Below are 15,602 nucleotides of genomic sequence, written 5' to 3'. Positions count from 1 at the left end.
AAAGTTTCCCAAGCGCATTGGCATTAATTTAACATAATACCAATTACACGAATTCTGGAAACTTAGTAAAACGCCTGCAATCCCGTCTGTGCACGCCCCAGGATCAACGCGTGAACATCATGCGTCCCCTCGTAGGTGTTGACCGTTTCTAGGTTCACCATATGTCGGATGACCTGAAACTCTAGCGAAATGCCGTTGCCGCCGTGCATGTCACGCGCATGACGTGAAATATCCAGGGCTTTGCCGCAATTGTTGCGCTTAATGATCGAAATCATCTCGGGCGCGGCTTCGGCCTTGTCCATCAGTCGCCCGACACGCAGGCTTGCCTGAAGACCCAGAGCAATTTCTGTCTGCATATCCGCCAATTTGCGCTGGAAAAGCTGCGTCTGCGCCAATGGCTTGTCAAATTGTTTCCGGTCCAACCCATATTGGCGTGCCGCATGCCAACAGCTTTCGGCAGCGCCCATAACACCCCAGCTGATTCCGTAGCGTGCGCGGTTCAGACATCCAAACGGGCCTTTCAGGCCCTGAACATGAGGCAGCAAAGCATCCTCGGTGACTTCGACACCCTCCAGCACAATTTCACCGGTGATCGAGGCGCGTAGGCTCAGCTTGTTCTGGATTTTCGGCGCGCTCAGACCTTTGAGGCCTTTTTCAAGGACAAAACCACGGATCTTTCCGTCATGTGCATCAGATTTGGCCCAAACAACAAACACATCCGCAATCGGGGCGTTCGATATCCACATCTTGCTGCCAGATAGACGATATCCACCGTCGATCTTTTCCGCACGCGTTTTCATACCTGCCGGATCAGAGCCCGCATCAGGTTCGGTCAGACCAAAACATCCGATCCATTCGCCGCTGGCCAGTTTCGGAAGGTATTTCCGGCGCTGCTCCTCGCTGCCATAGGCATAGATCGGATACATCACCAACGAGCTTTGTACAGACATCATCGAGCGATAGCCCGAATCCACGCGTTCCACTTCTCGGGCGACAAGGCCGTAAGAGACATATCCGCCCCCTAGCCCGCCGTATTCTTCCGGGATCGTAGTGCCCAGCAGACCCATTTCACCCATTTCACGAAAAATCTCGGGGTCAGTTTCTTCGTTCTGAAATGCTTCTGTCACCCGCGGCTGAAGCTTTTCCTGCGCATAGGCTTGCGCACTGGCCGCAATCATACGTTCGTCTTCGTCTAGCTGGTCTGACAGGCGGAACGGATCATCCCAGGCGAACTGGCCCATGTCAGGCACATCTTTGGCGCGTAATGTCGGCTTGGTGTCAGGGGCATTCATGGTGCGTCTCCGCTTTGTCAGCTTCGCGGCAAACTAACCCGTCGGCTCACCAAAAAACAGTAAGAGTTTCGCATCCACCCTTGAGTAAAACTCATAGCTTGCAGCCACCTGCCCCACGCGTTCAACCCAGCGCGTATCCCGCACCACGAACAGTGCGAACCGGATCATCTCCACCATACTGCGTTAGTGCTTTGCGTAAGCGGCCGATATGAACGTCGACCGTTCGTGTATCGACATAAATATCCCGCCCCCAGACGCGATCCAATAGCTGTTCTCGGCTCCAGACGCGGCCCGGCTTTTCCATGAATGTGCTCAGCAAGCGAAATTCGGTTGGGCCAAGCTTTAGTGGTTTGCTGTCGCGGCTGACCTTATGAGTTTCAGAATCCAAAACGATGTCTGCGAATTCCAGCCTAATTCCTACAGTCGCAGGCCGGACACGCCGCAACTGGGTGCGTACCCGGGCCATAAGCTCGACAATCGAATAGGGTTTGACCACATAGTCATCAGCCCCGGTTTCCAGACCTCGCACTTTGTCGATTTCTTCCGACCGGGCCGACAGCATGATAATTGGGATCGACCGCGTGTCGGAGCGGGTTTTCAGCCGGCGGCAAACCTCGATCCCGCTGAGATTGGGCATCATCCAGTCCAGTACGATAATGTCCGGACTGTCTTCATCGACCAGCAACATGGCCTCTTCACCATTGGCTGCTTTGGATACGCGAAAACCTTCTGCCTCGAGATTATAGGCCAGGACTTCGCGCTGAGCCGGCTCATCCTCGACAACCAGAACGGTCGGTTGATCAGCGGACATTCTCAAATCTCCTAGACGGATTGCGATGTAAAATCGGCTTTGGGACGCGCTTCTGTCGGGCGCTCTCCGGTCACCAGATAAACGACCTGCTCGGCAATCGCCGTCACATGATCGCCCATACGTTCTATATTCTTGGCGATGAAATGCAGGTGCATACAGGATGAGATGTTGCGTGGGTCTTCTGCCATGAAAGTCAGGAATTCTCGGAACAGACCATTATACATCTGGTCGACTTCCTCATCACGTTCGATGACATCCGCCGCCAGCTCAGCGTCGCGCTGGACATAGGCGTCCAAAGCGTCCCTGAGCATCCGTTCGACCTCACGTGCCATACGTCGCAAGGCGGCGGCACTGCCATTGATCTCACTGGTATTGACCAGGACCGTCGTGCGTTTGGCTATGTTCTTTGAATAGTCGCCGATACGTTCCAGGTTGGCGGAAACCTTCAATACCGATAGGACCAGACGAAGATCGCTTGCTGTTGGCGCACGCAGCGCGATCAAACGCGCCGTTTCTTCGTTGATCAGCTCTTCCAACGCATCAATGGCCTTGTCGCCCTGACGCACCTCTTGCGCGAGTTCGACATCGCGCGACTCAAGCGACCGTGCCGCGCTCATGATTGCGGCTTCGACGAGGCCGCCCATTTTCATGATATGCGCCTGAATGGCTTCCAGATCCCGGTCGAAGGCGGATGCGATATGTTGTTCTGTCATCTCTGAATACCTATGTTCAGCCGATACGGCCGGTGATGTAGCTTTCGGTGCGGGGATCTTCGGGGTTGGTGAAAATCTGTCCGGTTTCACCAAACTCGACAAGGTTGCCCAAATGGAAAAACGCGGTCTTCTGGCTGACGCGAGCGGCCTGCTGCATCGAGTGGGTAACGATCACCACCGAGTATCGCGACCGCAATTCGTCGATCAGTTCCTCTACCTGCGCAGTCGCAATCGGATCAAGGGCCGAGCACGGCTCGTCCATCAGCAGAACCTCAGGTTCCGTAGCCACCGCACGGGCGATGCACAGGCGCTGTTGCTGACCGCCGGACAGGCCGGTTCCGGGGGCATCCAGACGGTCTTTGACCTCATCCCAGATGGCGCCGCGGCGCAGTGATTTCTCGACAATCTCGTCCAGTTCAGCCTTGTTTCTGGCCAGTCCGTGGATACGCGGGCCGTAGGCCACATTGTCATAGATTGACTTGGGAAATGGGTTCGGTTTCTGAAACACCATACCGACCTTGGCACGCAGCTGAACCGGGTCGACGCGTTTGTCATAGATATCTTCGCCATCCAGCAGGATATCGCCCTCGACACGGCAGATGTCGATCGTGTCGTTCATCCGGTTCAGGCAGCGCAGGAAGGTGGATTTTCCGCAACCCGAGGGGCCGATAAAGGCCGTGACGGTCTTGTCTTCGATCCTGACGTCGACGTCTTTGATGGCGTGATTTTCACCGTAATAAACCTGAACCTTGTTCGCGGCGATCTTGATGTCTTTGGCGTCCACGGTTCTCTCCACTCGTGTCATATCGTTCATAATTGACCCCATTTACCAGCGGCGTTCAAAGCGGCGGCGCAGGATGACTGCGATTGCATTCATTGTTACCAGGAAAAGCAGAAGGATAATGATGCCCCCCCATGCGCGTTCGTAAAAGGCCGGGTCGGCGCGCTTGGACCATTCGTAAATCTGTGCTGGCATGGCCGAGTTCGGAGACAGAAAACCGTCCACTATTCCATCCGGCGGGTTCGAGGCGATAAAGCCCACCATCCCGATCAGCAGCAACGGCGCAGTTTCACCAAGCGCCTGCGCCAGGCCAATAATAGTACCCGTCAGGATGCCAGGTGCGGCCAGTGGCAACACATGATGAAACACTGCCTGCATTTTCGAGGCCCCTACCCCCAGCGCGGCGTCCCGGATCGACGGCGGCACCGCCTTTAGCGACGCGCGGGTCGAAATGATGATCGTCGGCAGCGTCATCAGCGTCAGAACCAGACCACCCACCAGCGGGGCCGAGGTCGGCAGGTGCATATAGTTGATGAACACGGCCAGGCCCAGAATACCGAACACAATCGAAGGAACTGCCGCGAGGTTCGAGATATTCACCTCGATAATATCGGTAAACCGGTTCTGCGGCGCGAATTCTTCCAGATAGATTGAGGCCGCAACCCCGATCGGCAGCGCCAGCACCAACACAACCAGCATCATGAACAGTGAGCCCAGCATGGATACTCCGATCCCGGCAGCCTCGGGCCGCTGATCGGAGGCGTCCGCCCCGAAGATAAAGTCAGGGTTGAACGCCTTGTACAGCACACCAGCAGCACGCAACTGATCCACGAAGTCCAGCTGTGCGACCGAGATGCTCTTGTCATTCGCGATGGACTGGCGTGTCACACGGCCCTTCAGATAGCCATCAACGCGGCTGTTCACCAAAAAACGGAAGCTGACCGACTTTCCGATCTCATCCGGGTTCGAGATGACGTAATTACGCAGGTCCGCCTGTGCGGATTTGGAAAGGATTTGCCCCATCTCTTTGGGCGACAGATCGGACTGGATGCCCAGTTTCTGCACCTCAACCTCCAGTGCGGAGGCGATCAAAGGCGCGTATCCGAAGGTCGAAACCTTGCTGATATCCGCGATGTCACGGTTGCCCTTTTTGTCGAGCTTGTCTTCCTTCAGCTCAACCGTCAGCTCAAGAAAGCTTTGCTGAAAGGCGCCGGTACCGGAGGTGACGATATTGGTCACCAACACGATCAACATCACAAGACCGACACCAATGGCCGCGATCCCGTACATTTTGAACCGGGATTCGGCCGCATTGCGACGCTTGGTTCGCGTGTCCTGATTGAACAGCGAAGCCCCTTTGTGTTTAGCGGCAGGTGCTGCGTCTTGTTTTTGGGACATGTCAGTCATTCATACTGCTCCCGGTATTTGCGCACGATATAGAGGGCGAAGATGTTCAGCCCCAGCGTGATGATGAACAGGGTCAGACCCAGGGCAAAGGCCACAAGAGTCTCCGGGCTTGCGAAATCAGTATCCCCGGTCAGCTGGCTGACGATCCTAGTGGTGATTGTGGTCATGGCTTCGAAAGGGTTTCCCGAGAATTTGGCAATCGCACCGGCGGCCATTACGACAATCATCGTCTCACCGATTGCGCGGCTTGCGGCCAACAAGATTGCCCCTACGATCCCGGGCAAAGCTGCCGGCAGGACGACTTGCCTGACAGTTTCGGAATGCGTTGCGCCTAAGCCTAGCGATCCGTCTCGCATTGACTGGGGCACCGCGTTGATGATGTCGTCAGATAGTGACGACACGAATGGGATGAGCATGATGCCCATGACCAGACCCGCCGTGAGTACAGCGTTCGAACTGGCCATCCAACCAACGCCCAAAGCACCCCCCTGCCCGAACACAGATACCAGTGCCGGACCGACCGTCAGCAGCGCGAAAAGACCGTAAACGATGGTTGGGATACCGGCGAGGATTTCCAGCAAAGGCTTGGCCACAGACCTTGCCACGCTCGAGGCATATTCGGAAAGATAGATCGCAGCGTACAGCCCAATCGGAACCGCAACCAGCAACGCGATCAGAGAAATATACAATGTCCCCCACAGCAGTGGGAGGATCGACAGTTCACTTCCGCCCCGGAAGTTCGGGGCCCAGGTGCTGCCAAAGAAAAAGTCTTTCCACGAATGAAGTTCGAAGAAATTCATCGTTTCAAAAAACATGGACAGGACGATGCCGACTGTGGTCAGAACTGCGATCGAAGCGGCCAGCAGCAGCAGCGCCAGAATGCCTTGTTCGACAACATTTCGGGCGCGAAATTCTTTATGAGTGCGGATATAGGCAAATGAGGCCCCGATCAGCGTCACAACCAAAACCGCGATCTGCATCGCAATGTTTCCGCTTGCGCTCATCGAGCGATATTTCTGCGCCGCCAGCAGAATGGGTGCGGTTACCTCTTGCGTAATGATCTGGCCAGCCTCTTTCAGTCGCGCGGTCACATCGGCAAAATCCTCATGCGCGCTGCGGGCAAAGTCTTCGGTCATGGTGCCTGCGGCAACCGCGCCGTCCAGGCCGTTGGCGACCCGGCGCACTTCGCTCATCAGCAAGCCGCGGGTCGACCCCTCGGGGATTGCCGAGTCCGGCAGCAACCCAGAGGCAGAATTGCTGACGATCAAGGGCTGCGCCAGCAACCAGATGACCAGCAAAACGAACCCCGGTATCAGCGCCGTCAAAGCAACGTTATAGCCGTAATAGGATGGAAGAGAGTGCAGATTGCGCAGGTTTCCGTCCGCGCTGGCCATCGCGCGGTACCGGCCCGCAAAATAGCCAAGAACAGCAATCGCCAGCAAAATGAGCAGCAGCCAGGTTAGTGCCATGAGAACTCCGTCAAGCGGCAGGAGTGGATTTAAGAAAACCGGGGCGTAGACACCGCCCCGGTTCAGTCGTATGAAAGCTTAGGAACCGCCGCCCAAAGTGGTTTCGCTGGCTACGATTTCCTGAACCTTGACCAGCTCTGGGTCTGATACGAGACCGTATGCAGCCAGAGGGCCATCGGGGCCTGCAACCTCGTCAGCGACGAAGAACTCTGCATATTCTTTCAGCCCGGGGATAACGCCGATATGCGCTTTTTTCACATAGAAAAACAGCGGGCGCGATACCGGGTATTCGCCAGTTGCGATGGATTCGGTCGAAGGCACGATGCCTGCCATGGTCGCAACCTGCAGTTTGTCGGTGTTGTTTTCGTAGAACGCCAGACCAAAGACGCCGATGCCGTCTTTGTTGCTGTCGATACGCGCCAGGGTCTCGGTATAGTCACCGTCGATGTCGACCGAAACGCCATCCGTACGCAGAGCGATACAGGCTTTTTCAGCGGCTTTCTTGTCGTCACCATTTGCGGCTTTGTAGACATCAAAGTCACCCAGATGCTCACAACCGGCCAGGATCACCTTGTCTTCGAACACTTCACGCGTGCCGTGCTTGGTGCCGGGGATGAAGGCTGCAATCGGCTGCGCCGGGAATGCTGGGTTCACGTCGGCCCAGGTCTTGTTGGGATTGTCGACCAGCTGGCCATCAACTACGATCTGAGCGGACAGCGCTTTGTACCAATCTTCCGGCGTGAACTCGAACGAGTTGCCGTTGATGTCGGATGCGAAAACGATGCCGTCATAGCCGATCTGAACTTCGATGATGTCGGTGACGCCGTTTTCGGCGCAGGCTTTGATCTCTTTTTCACGGATCTGGCGCGAAGCGTTCGCTACGTCGATGGTGTTTTCGCCAACACCTTCACAGAACCGCTTGAGGCCGGCCGAAGATCCGCCCGATTCAACAACCGGGGTCTGGAAGTCAAAGTTTTCGCCAAAGGCTTCTGCAACGATCGAAGCATAGGGCAGAACGGTGGAAGAACCAGCAACCTGAACTTGATCACGCGCGGTGGCCGCAGTGGCCGAAACAGCAGCGATAGCCAGAACCGAAGCCGACAGTTTTACAAAGGACATTTCAGTCTCCTTGAGAAATATGTTTCTGGATCATCCTCATGATGATCTTGGCCGAACCTCTAAAAGTCGTGCGTAAGTCTTTTGTGACAAGTGTGTAACGGTTTCATGACATGTTTGGATTTTCAGCCGATACGCCACAGAACATATGCTGTGAAAGAAACAAAACAGATCCGACAACTGGCTTGATCCAAGCGATCAGCGCGGCAAAATCACTGTAAAAACAGTGCCTTTTCCAAGATCGCTTTCCACCCGCAATCTGCCGCGATGGCGGTTTAGAATATGTTTTACAATCGCCAGGCCCAACCCGGTTCCACCCAGTTGCCGTGACCTATGACTGTCCGCGCGATAGAATCGTTCGGTCAAACGCGATACATGCTTCGGGTCGATTCCAGGTCCCCTGTCCACGATCTGAACGCGAACGCCGGGACCGCGCATTGCGGTATCGTGATCCGAAGATTTGACGCGAACTTCTACCCGACCACCGCTGCCGCCGTATTTAATTCCGTTCTCGATCAGGTTGGTAAATACTTGGAGCAACTGGTCGCTGTCGCCAACTAGCATTATTTTGTCTTCGGGCGCATCCAGGCTCAGCACTACATCCGCGTCATCTGCCAATGGGCGCAGAGAATTGAGGGTCGATTTAAGAAGTGCCGTCAGCTCAAGTTGTTCTTTCGGGCGAACCCGCTCTTCGCTTTCGACGCGGTTCAAAGACAGAAGATCGCCGACAAGCCGGTTCATGCGATTTGCCTCGTCGTTCATGATCTGAAGAAAACGATCCCGGGCAACCTCGTCATCTCGGGCCGGACCGCGCAAGGTTTCAATAAAGCCCATTAATGCCGTCAGCGGGGTCCGCAATTCATGGCTGACATTCGCGACGAAATCACGTCGCATCTGATTTGCGTGCTCAACATGCGTAACGTCCTGAAATACAGCAAGCAACGCACCGCCGGATACTGCACCGACCCCATTCATGTACCGGCACTGAACTTCGAATGTTGTATCCTGGGCTCCGTCATTGGACAGGTGCCGAGTGTTGGACGTTCCCTTCGTGCGCAGGCTTTGTTCAATCGCTTCGATAACCTGCGGCTGTCTGAGGATGGTCGCGAAATGCCGCTGCAGGATATTCTGGCCCAACAACGTCTTTGCTTCGGTATTGACCGCAATAATCCGTTCCGTCTGGTCAACCATCAGCGCGGGCATCGGGATGGCGGTTACAATTTCTTCAAGTTGGTCGTTGGTCATAAAGGGGCAGTTCTCTTAGCAACGCAGTTGGACGCTAGGATAGCTCTCGCATTGTATCGCGAAAATGACGCATGTTTTCTTGATAATGCAAGGCGCTGAAGGTCAGCTTCTGGGCGGTCGCATTGTCGATCTCGCGCACGACTTTACCCGGTGAGCCCATGACCAGAGAATTATCCGGTATCTCTTTTCCTTCGGTCACCAAAGCCCCTGCCCCGATCAGACAGTTTTTGCCGATCTTGGCACCGTTCAACACGATGGCCCCCATTCCGATCAGGGTATTATCCCCGATCGTACAGCCATGCAGCATGACCTTATGCCCAATCGTGCAGTTCTTCCCGATGGTCAGAGGATACCCCGCATCAATATGCATGACGCAGTTTTCCTGAACATTGCTGCCCTCACCAACCCGGATTTCTTCGTGATCAGCGCGGATCGTGCAGCCGAACCAGACCGAGGCCCCCTGTTCAAGCACGACTTTGCCGATCAGATTGGCGTCTGGGGCGACCCAGGTGTCCTCGTGGATTTCCGGTACATCAGAGCCAAGGGCATAGATGGTCATGACTGATCCTCGAATTCGTTTTGCAGCGTACGGACATGATCCTGAAGCTTGGGTTGCTGGATACGCCGCATTCGCTCGGCACTGACGATGGTTTTCAGCTTTTCTTCGGTCTCGTCCAGATCGTCATTGACCAGCACATAGTCGTAATATCCCCAATGACTGATCTCATCCCAGCTTTTAAGCATCCGCTTGGAAATAACCTCTTCACTGTCCTGACCGCGGCTTTCCAGTCGGCGGCGCAATTCGGGGATCGACGGTGGCAGGATGAAAATCGACAGGGCGTGTTTGCCCAGATCCGAGTTCCTAATCTGCACCTCGCCCTGCCAGTCGACATCGAACAGAACGTCCTTGCCGTCATTGATGGACTCGCGAACTGGCCCAGCCGGAGAGCCGTAGAAATTGCCAAACACATGGGCATGTTCCAGCATCTGTCCCTCGGACACCTGCTGTCGAAAGGTATCTTCTGTCAGGAAATAATACTCACGCCCATGTTCTTCCCCAGGCCGGGGCGCGCGTGTTGTGGCCGAAACCGAGAACTCCAGATCCGTGTCCCATTGCATCAGACGCTTGGCCAACGTGGATTTCCCTGCGCCCGAAGGCGAGGACAGAATGATTAATAGGCCGCGTCGATCCGCCATCAGGGCGCTCCTGTCATTATTCTACGTTCTGCACTTGCTCGCGCATCTGATCTATTACCGCCTTCAACTCAAGCCCAACCGATGTCAAATCGGCGCTTTGTGCCTTGGAACACAGCGTATTGGCCTCGCGGTTGAACTCTTGCATCAGAAAATCAAGCTTGCGCCCCACGGCGGCATCCTGTGCAAGCAAATCGCGTGCGGCAGTGACATGGGCCTTCAGCCTGTCAATTTCTTCCGTTATATCCGACTTGACTGCAATCAGAGCCAACTCTTGTGCAACCCGGTCCGGATCCGCGCCTTGCGCATTATCCATCACGCGCTGCAGATTTTCTTGTAAGTTTTCAGCGATTTTATCCCGGCGCTCTTCAGCGAGCTTGGCGGCTTGCTCCGTAAGGCTTGAAACCTGCGATAGCTGCGCCTCAAGCACATCGGCCAGGGCCCGGCCTTCGGATTCACGCATCTTAATGAAATCGCTCAGCAAATCATCAAACGCGCCGGTTAGATGTTTGACCAAGGGGGCCGGATCATCCGCATCCCCACCGGTTTCCAACATGCCTTTGACAGCAATAAGCTCGGCCGCCGTCGACGGGGCCAGCGCTAGTCCCCGTTCTTCTGCCATCGTCTGCGTTCGCGCCAGAGCATCCAGAGCAGCGGCCATCGCAACCGGGTTCAGCACAAGATCGGCTGTCGTTTCCTCGCGGCTCAGCTTGAGCGAAAGCGTCACATTCCCCCGGCCCAGGCTTTTCGAAATCCGCGAACGAAGCGCGGCTTCGAGCCCGGTGAGCCATTCAGGCACCCGCAGACGCATATCCAGCCCTTTGCCGTTTACGCTGCGCAACTCCCAGGTCCAGCTATGTGGACCATGTGTTCCCTTGCCCGAGGCAAATCCGGTCATGGATCTGATCATGCCTGTCTTCTCCGCTTTGCCCGCCCAGTGTTCTTGTCCGCACCTAATGCCATCCTCGTGTGCAGGGCAAGAGTTTGCTGAGAATGACTGCGTCGGACAGAGGTTAACCATTCATTAAAGAATTACTCCAAAATTGACTCAACCCGTGCCAATCTCGTCTAGGCAAGTACCGACAAGGCGCAAAAGCTCCCGGTATCTTGCATTTTATGAAAATGACGGTCGATTGCAGTTAGGGTGATGAAAATGAAGATCTTTTTCGGTAACGGTTCCGGGACTAAATTTGGAAAGATCGTCGCAATGGATCGTTTTGACAGTGGGCGCAGTCTATCGCCCATACAACAGGCCGAAGCGTACTGGACAGCCTTGCTGTCCGGCGATGGTGTTCCTATGCGATCTCAGATCGACCCGCGCGGGCTTGAGAATATCCTGCCTAACACCTTCATCCTTGAACGCATTGCACCCGGTCTGGCCCGGTTTCGTCTGGCCGGCAGTCACTTGAACACACTGGCGGGTATGGAGGTTCGGGGAATGCCTCTGACCGCTTTTTTCGAACCCAGCGCGCGAACTCAGGTTACCGAAATCCTTGAACAGGTTTTTGCCGGTCCTGCCATTGCTGAACTTGAATTGGCCTCGACCGGTGGGTTTGGGCGCACGGATCTTCAGGCGCGAATGATCCTTTTGCCGCTGAAAAGCGATTTGGGCGATGTCAGCCGTGTTCTTGGCGTTATGGTCAGTGACGGGGCGATTGGGGCAACCCCCCGGCGCTTTGATGTAAGCCATTATAAACTGCGTGCTGTGTCAGAAATACAGGCGCCGCAACAACCGGTTCAGCCTGTTGTCGAAGGATTTGCCGAAGAACAACAAGAGTACAAACGTCCCGGATCTCACCTTCGATTGGTCGTATCACGGGATAAGTAACGAGTAACGCGTGTTAAATGTAAAGAAGGCGGGCCTATTAGACCCGCCTTTTTAAAATCGTCTGACCAAGTGGTTAGGAGGCTGCGCGTTTGCCGCGGTTCCGGCGCAGATCTGTCAGTTCTTCCGCAACAAGGAAGGCCAGTTCCAACGATTGCGACGCGTTCAAACGTGGATCGCAGGCTGTATGGTAACGGTCTGACAGATCTTCTTCTGTTACAGCGCGTACACCTCCAGTGCATTCGGTCACGTCTAGCCCCGTCATCTCAAAATGCACACCGCCGGGGATCGTGCCCTCGGCCTGATGCACACCAAAGAAGTCGCGTACTTCGCGCAGCACAGAATCAAAAGGCCGGGTCTTATAGCCGGTGGCCGATTTGATCGTATTGCCGTGCATTGGGTCACAGACCCAGGTCACCTTGGCGCCCTCTTCCTTGACAGCTTTGACCAGACGCGGCAGATGCTCTCCCGCCTTGCCTGCACCAAACCGCGCGATCAGGGTCAGACGCCCTTCTTCGTTTTCCGGGTTCAGTTTGGCCATCAAAACTTTGAGGTCTTCGGCAGATGTCGTCGGACCGCATTTCAGACCGATCGGGTTCAGAACGCCGGAACAGAATTCAACATGCGCGCCATCAGGTTGACGGGTGCGGTCGCCAATCCAGATCATGTGGCCGGACCCGGCCAACCAGTTGCCCGATGTAGAATCAAGACGGGTCAGCGCCTCTTCGTATTCAAGCAGCAGACCTTCGTGGCTGGTATAGAATTCAACCGACGAGAATTCATGCGTTGTGTCCGCGGTGATGCCCGCAGCCCCCATGAAATCAATCGAATCCTGAATTCGGTCAGCAATTTCAGAGTATTTCTGAACATCCTGGCCATCGGCAAAGCCGAGTGTCCACGAATGCACATGGCTCATATCGGCGAAACCACCGGTCGAAAAGGCGCGCAACAAGTTCAATGTTGCCGCTGCCTGCGTATAGGCTTGCAACATCTTGGACGGATTCGGAATCCGCGCCTCGGGCGTGAAATCCAGCTCGTTGATAATATCGCCGCGATAGCTGGGCAGCTCAATGCCATCCACCACCTCTGTCGGTGCGCTGCGCGGTTTGGCGAACTGTCCAGCCATACGGCCCACTTTGACCACCGGCACCTTTGCGCCATAGGTCAGAACCATGGCCATCTGCAGCATCACCTTAAAGGTGTCGCGGATCGCATCCGCGCTGAATTGTTCAAAGCTTTCAGCACAGTCGCCGCCCTGCAGCAGGAAAGCCTCACCCCGCCCCGCAGCACCAAGATGTTGCTTGAGCCGACGTGCCTCACCTGCAAACACCAGCGGCGGATACTGCGAAAGCTGAGCCTCGACTTTTGCCAGCGCGGCTGCGTCGGTATAGTCTGGCATCTGAACCCGGGGCTTGTTGCGCCAGTTCGTTTTTTGCCATTCGGTCATAGCTTTGATCTCCGCTGAAGTATTCAAGTCGCCTCTATACAAAAACGTTTGGTGAGAGGCCATATACGATTTGGACCTCTTGACGTCGCAAACAAGCTTTGATCATGGTGGCGGTCAAATCTGTCGCCGGACGTAGGGTCAAACGGCGCCGAATCAAGGACACCTCGCCATGCAAGAGCAACGCCAAGTTGTCACGGTGGAAACCACTGCGGCCAGCCCTCGTCATTTCGTGTTTGTCCTGTTGGACAAATTCTCGCTGCTGTGTTTTGCCTCTGCGCTGGATAGCCTGCGCATCGCAAACCGAATGGCCGACAAAGAGCTTTACAGTTGGAGTCTGTCTGGAGAAGGCGGCGAGACAATCAGATGTTCCGCAGGAACCGAGTTCAAACTGGACGCAGATCTAGCCGAGCTGCAGCGTGATGACGTCGTGCTGATCTGCGGCGGTGTCGATGTTCAAGCCGCTACCACCAAGAAAATTCTGAACTGGGTCCGCCGCGAAGCACGCCGGGGATTGCGCATTGGTGGGCTGTGTACGGCAGCTTATACCTTGGCCAAGGCCGGTTTACTGGATGGCAAGCGTGCGACAATTCACTGGGAAAACTCAGACAGTTTCACCGAAGAATTTGATGAGGTCGAACTGACCAAATCCGTATTCCAGATTGACGGAAACCGGATGACAACAGCCGGTGGTACTTCCTCTATCGACCTGATGCTGAAAATCATCGCCGAGGATTTTGGCGAAGATCTTGCGAACGCGGTGGCCGATCAGCTGATCTATTCCTCGATCCGTACTGATCAGGACACCCAGCGTCTGTCGACCCCGACACGGATTGGGGTGCGCCATCCCAAGCTGAGCCAGGTCATCCTGATGATGGAGAAGAACATCGAAGAGCCGATCTCGCCTTCGCTTCTGGCCAAAGAGGTCGGCATGTCCACGCGGCAGCTAGAGCGTCTGTTTCGCCGTTACCTCAGCCGGTCACCTAAACGCTATTATATGGAGCTGCGCCTGCATAAAGCCCGGAACCTGCTGATGCAGACCGACATGAGCGTGATCAACGTGGCGCTGGCATGCGGGTTTGCCTCGCCGAGCCATTTCTCGAAATGCTACCGGGCGCATTACAACACCACGCCCTATCGTGAGCGCGGTGCGCAAAGCGGGCGCTTGTCTGTTTAATCGCTGGGGGTCATGCGAAAGACAGCGCCCTGCCCGACGGAAACAAACCAGATTGATCCATCTGGTGCCTCGACAATGTCGCGGACGCGTTCCGTCTGAGGGCCCTTGATCTGCTCGACCTCAGTCAAAGGGATGCCTTCAAGCCGAGCGATATAGTCGAATTTGAGCGACCCGACGAATAGATCACCGTTCCATTCGGGCCAAAGCTTGCCTGAATAAATCAAAAGGCCGGATGGGGCGATGGAAGGGTCCCAATAGAATTCAGGTTGCTCCATCCCCGGTTTCGCCGTCCCCTCGCCGATTGCCTGGCCGGAATAGTGCTTGCCATAGGAAATCACCGGCCAGCCATAGTTCCGCCCCGGCCGGATTAGGTTCACTTCATCTCCGCCCTTGGCTCCATGTTCCGATACCCATAGATGCCCCCGTGCATCCAGCCCTGCGCCTTGGGGATTCCGGTGGCCATAAGACCATATCTCAGGCTGAATTCCCTGTTGTCCGACAAATGGATTATCAGCCGGCACCGAGCCGTCCCGATTCACACGGATCACCGAGCCGTTGTGGCTCGATTGATCCTGTGCGGTCGGGCGATCACCACGATCGCCGATAGTGACAAGTAATGTCCCGTCCTTTGCCTCGACAATACGAGAGCCAAAATGACGCCCAGAATCCCCACCATTTTCCGCTTCGAAAATCGTGCGCAGATCGGTCAGCTCTGATCCGTCTTCGGACAGGCGCGCAATCGCAAGTGCAGTGCCTGCCCCCTTTGGTTGAGGCTTGGAATAGGTCAGGAAAACCTCACGGCTTTGTGAAAAATCCCTGGCAACGGTTACGTCCAGCAAACCGCCCTGCCCCTTTGCAACCACATTGGGAGTACCTTTGACGCGAACTATGTTTCCCTCCGACACGAACAGAAGATCACCGTCGCGCTCAGTTACCAGAAAGGACATGTCAGGCAGGATGCCGACTGCCCAGGGCGTATCGAGCCCCTTCACCATCGCCGTCACACGCGCCGATCCGGAGTTGGTAGTTAGCGATTCTGCCCCTGCCAACCCTGAAACAACAGAAAATATGAAGATCAAAGCTAGTCTAAACATCTCGTTCTCCTTACCGAAAACACCGCGCCGGGCA

At 55.4% G+C, this 15,602-nt stretch carries 15 protein-coding genes; 2 read left to right on the top strand and 13 right to left on the bottom strand.

The genetic code is table 11. The annotated features are described in order from the left end of the window. Window positions 1–62: 62 nt before the first annotated feature. From AC2FJV_RS02260 to AC2FJV_RS02210, 11 genes are all read right to left on the bottom strand, one after another. Window positions 63–1,292: an acyl-CoA dehydrogenase gene (locus AC2FJV_RS02260; protein ID WP_271947124.1), complete on the bottom strand. Its 1,230-nt coding sequence runs from the start codon at window positions 1,290–1,292 to the stop codon at window positions 63–65. 121 nt (window positions 1,293–1,413) lie between these two features. Beyond that, window positions 1,414–2,103 (bottom strand): phosphate regulon transcriptional regulator PhoB, encoded by a 690-nt coding sequence (gene phoB, locus AC2FJV_RS02255; RefSeq protein ID WP_142633798.1) that lies wholly within the window; start codon window positions 2,101–2,103, stop codon window positions 1,414–1,416. An 11-nt stretch (window positions 2,104–2,114) separates the two neighbouring features. Further along, entirely contained in the window at window positions 2,115–2,816 is a 702-nt protein-coding gene (gene phoU / locus AC2FJV_RS02250) for a phosphate signaling complex protein PhoU (protein WP_271947126.1), read from the bottom strand. Window positions 2,817–2,832: 16 nt separating this feature from the next. Then, window positions 2,833–3,630 (bottom strand): phosphate ABC transporter ATP-binding protein PstB, encoded by a 798-nt coding sequence (gene pstB, locus AC2FJV_RS02245; protein WP_142633794.1) that lies wholly within the window; start codon window positions 3,628–3,630, stop codon window positions 2,833–2,835. A 12-nt stretch (window positions 3,631–3,642) separates the two neighbouring features. Then, a complete protein-coding gene (gene pstA / locus AC2FJV_RS02240) occupies window positions 3,643–5,004 on the bottom strand; it encodes a phosphate ABC transporter permease PstA (protein WP_496712427.1) in 1,362 nt (453 codons plus the stop codon). Continuing rightward, the gene (gene pstC, locus AC2FJV_RS02235; RefSeq protein ID WP_281994611.1) at window positions 5,001–6,473 is read right to left on the bottom strand and encodes a phosphate ABC transporter permease subunit PstC; all 1,473 of its coding nucleotides are present in this window, start codon (window positions 6,471–6,473) and stop codon (window positions 5,001–5,003) included. The genes pstA and pstC overlap by 4 nt, the downstream gene beginning before the upstream one ends. Before the next feature lie 78 nt (window positions 6,474–6,551). Then, window positions 6,552–7,592 (bottom strand): substrate-binding domain-containing protein, encoded by a 1,041-nt coding sequence (locus tag AC2FJV_RS02230; protein WP_142633790.1) that lies wholly within the window; start codon window positions 7,590–7,592, stop codon window positions 6,552–6,554. 195 nt (window positions 7,593–7,787) lie between these two features. Next, on the bottom strand, window positions 7,788–8,834 hold the full coding sequence (locus AC2FJV_RS02225) for a sensor histidine kinase (RefSeq protein ID WP_496712423.1): 1,047 nt from the start codon (window positions 8,832–8,834) through the stop codon (window positions 7,788–7,790). A 34-nt stretch (window positions 8,835–8,868) separates the two neighbouring features. After that, window positions 8,869–9,393 (bottom strand): gamma carbonic anhydrase family protein, encoded by a 525-nt coding sequence (locus AC2FJV_RS02220; protein WP_282027405.1) that lies wholly within the window; start codon window positions 9,391–9,393, stop codon window positions 8,869–8,871. Continuing rightward, window positions 9,390–10,031 carry a guanylate kinase gene (gene gmk, locus AC2FJV_RS02215; protein ID WP_142633784.1) on the bottom strand — a complete coding sequence of 214 codons (642 nt, stop codon included), beginning with the start codon at window positions 10,029–10,031 and terminating at the stop codon, window positions 9,390–9,392. Before gmk ends, AC2FJV_RS02220 begins: the two co-directional genes overlap by 4 nt. Before the next feature lie 16 nt (window positions 10,032–10,047). Next, window positions 10,048–10,938 (bottom strand): YicC/YloC family endoribonuclease, encoded by an 891-nt coding sequence (locus AC2FJV_RS02210; protein WP_281972091.1) that lies wholly within the window; start codon window positions 10,936–10,938, stop codon window positions 10,048–10,050. A gap of 243 nt (window positions 10,939–11,181) precedes the next feature. Between AC2FJV_RS02210 and AC2FJV_RS02205 the strand changes: the two genes are divergently transcribed. Continuing rightward, window positions 11,182–11,856: a PAS domain-containing protein gene (locus tag AC2FJV_RS02205; RefSeq protein ID WP_282021242.1), complete on the top strand. Its 675-nt coding sequence runs from the start codon at window positions 11,182–11,184 to the stop codon at window positions 11,854–11,856. 73 nt (window positions 11,857–11,929) lie between these two features. On the opposite strand, the gene AC2FJV_RS02200 is transcribed toward AC2FJV_RS02205, so the two are convergent. Continuing rightward, window positions 11,930–13,300, bottom strand: coding sequence for a class II 3-deoxy-7-phosphoheptulonate synthase (locus AC2FJV_RS02200; RefSeq protein ID WP_142633778.1), 1,371 nt, complete (start codon window positions 13,298–13,300; stop codon window positions 11,930–11,932). 169 nt (window positions 13,301–13,469) lie between these two features. On the opposite strand from AC2FJV_RS02200, the gene AC2FJV_RS02195 reads away from it, so the two are divergent. Continuing rightward, a complete protein-coding gene (locus tag AC2FJV_RS02195) occupies window positions 13,470–14,474 on the top strand; it encodes a GlxA family transcriptional regulator (protein ID WP_142633776.1) in 1,005 nt (334 codons plus the stop codon). On the opposite strand, the gene AC2FJV_RS02190 is transcribed toward AC2FJV_RS02195, so the two are convergent. Further along, the gene (locus AC2FJV_RS02190) at window positions 14,471–15,568 is read right to left on the bottom strand and encodes a PQQ-dependent sugar dehydrogenase (protein WP_281972088.1); all 1,098 of its coding nucleotides are present in this window, start codon (window positions 15,566–15,568) and stop codon (window positions 14,471–14,473) included. The two genes, AC2FJV_RS02195 and AC2FJV_RS02190, sit on opposite strands and share 4 nt — an antisense overlap. Window positions 15,569–15,602 lie beyond the last annotated feature (34 nt).

This window comes from Ruegeria sp. CDSA241, from assembly GCF_059611265.1.
The sequence above is the reverse complement of the archived record's forward strand: the minus strand, read 5'-3'. Positions and strand labels throughout refer to the sequence as shown.

Bases quoted from the DNA above. Each gene is read 5' to 3' on its own strand.
- AC2FJV_RS02205 (WP_282021242.1), top strand. From the start codon at position 11,182: ATGAAGATCTTTTTCGGTAACGGTTCCGGGACTAAATTTGGAAAGATC.
- AC2FJV_RS02190 (WP_281972088.1), bottom strand. From the start codon at position 15,568: ATGTTTAGACTAGCTTTGATCTTCATATTTTCTGTTGTTTCAGGGTTG.
- gmk (WP_142633784.1), bottom strand. From the start codon at position 10,031: ATGGCGGATCGACGCGGCCTATTAATCATTCTGTCCTCGCCTTCGGGC.
- pstA (WP_496712427.1), bottom strand. From the start codon at position 5,004: ATGACTGACATGTCCCAAAAACAAGACGCAGCACCTGCCGCTAAACAC.
- AC2FJV_RS02225 (WP_496712423.1), bottom strand. From the start codon at position 8,834: ATGACCAACGACCAACTTGAAGAAATTGTAACCGCCATCCCGATGCCC.
- pstB (WP_142633794.1), bottom strand. From the start codon at position 3,630: ATGAACGATATGACACGAGTGGAGAGAACCGTGGACGCCAAAGACATC.
- AC2FJV_RS02200 (WP_142633778.1), bottom strand. From the start codon at position 13,300: ATGACCGAATGGCAAAAAACGAACTGGCGCAACAAGCCCCGGGTTCAG.
- phoU (WP_271947126.1), bottom strand. From the start codon at position 2,816: ATGACAGAACAACATATCGCATCCGCCTTCGACCGGGATCTGGAAGCC.
- AC2FJV_RS02230 (WP_142633790.1), bottom strand. From the start codon at position 7,592: ATGTCCTTTGTAAAACTGTCGGCTTCGGTTCTGGCTATCGCTGCTGTT.
- pstC (WP_281994611.1), bottom strand. From the start codon at position 6,473: ATGGCACTAACCTGGCTGCTGCTCATTTTGCTGGCGATTGCTGTTCTT.
- AC2FJV_RS02210 (WP_281972091.1), bottom strand. From the start codon at position 10,938: ATGATCAGATCCATGACCGGATTTGCCTCGGGCAAGGGAACACATGGT.
- phoB (WP_142633798.1), bottom strand. From the start codon at position 2,103: ATGTCCGCTGATCAACCGACCGTTCTGGTTGTCGAGGATGAGCCGGCT.
- AC2FJV_RS02220 (WP_282027405.1), bottom strand. From the start codon at position 9,393: ATGACCATCTATGCCCTTGGCTCTGATGTACCGGAAATCCACGAGGAC.
- AC2FJV_RS02195 (WP_142633776.1), top strand. From the start codon at position 13,470: ATGCAAGAGCAACGCCAAGTTGTCACGGTGGAAACCACTGCGGCCAGC.
- AC2FJV_RS02260 (WP_271947124.1), bottom strand. From the start codon at position 1,292: ATGAATGCCCCTGACACCAAGCCGACATTACGCGCCAAAGATGTGCCT.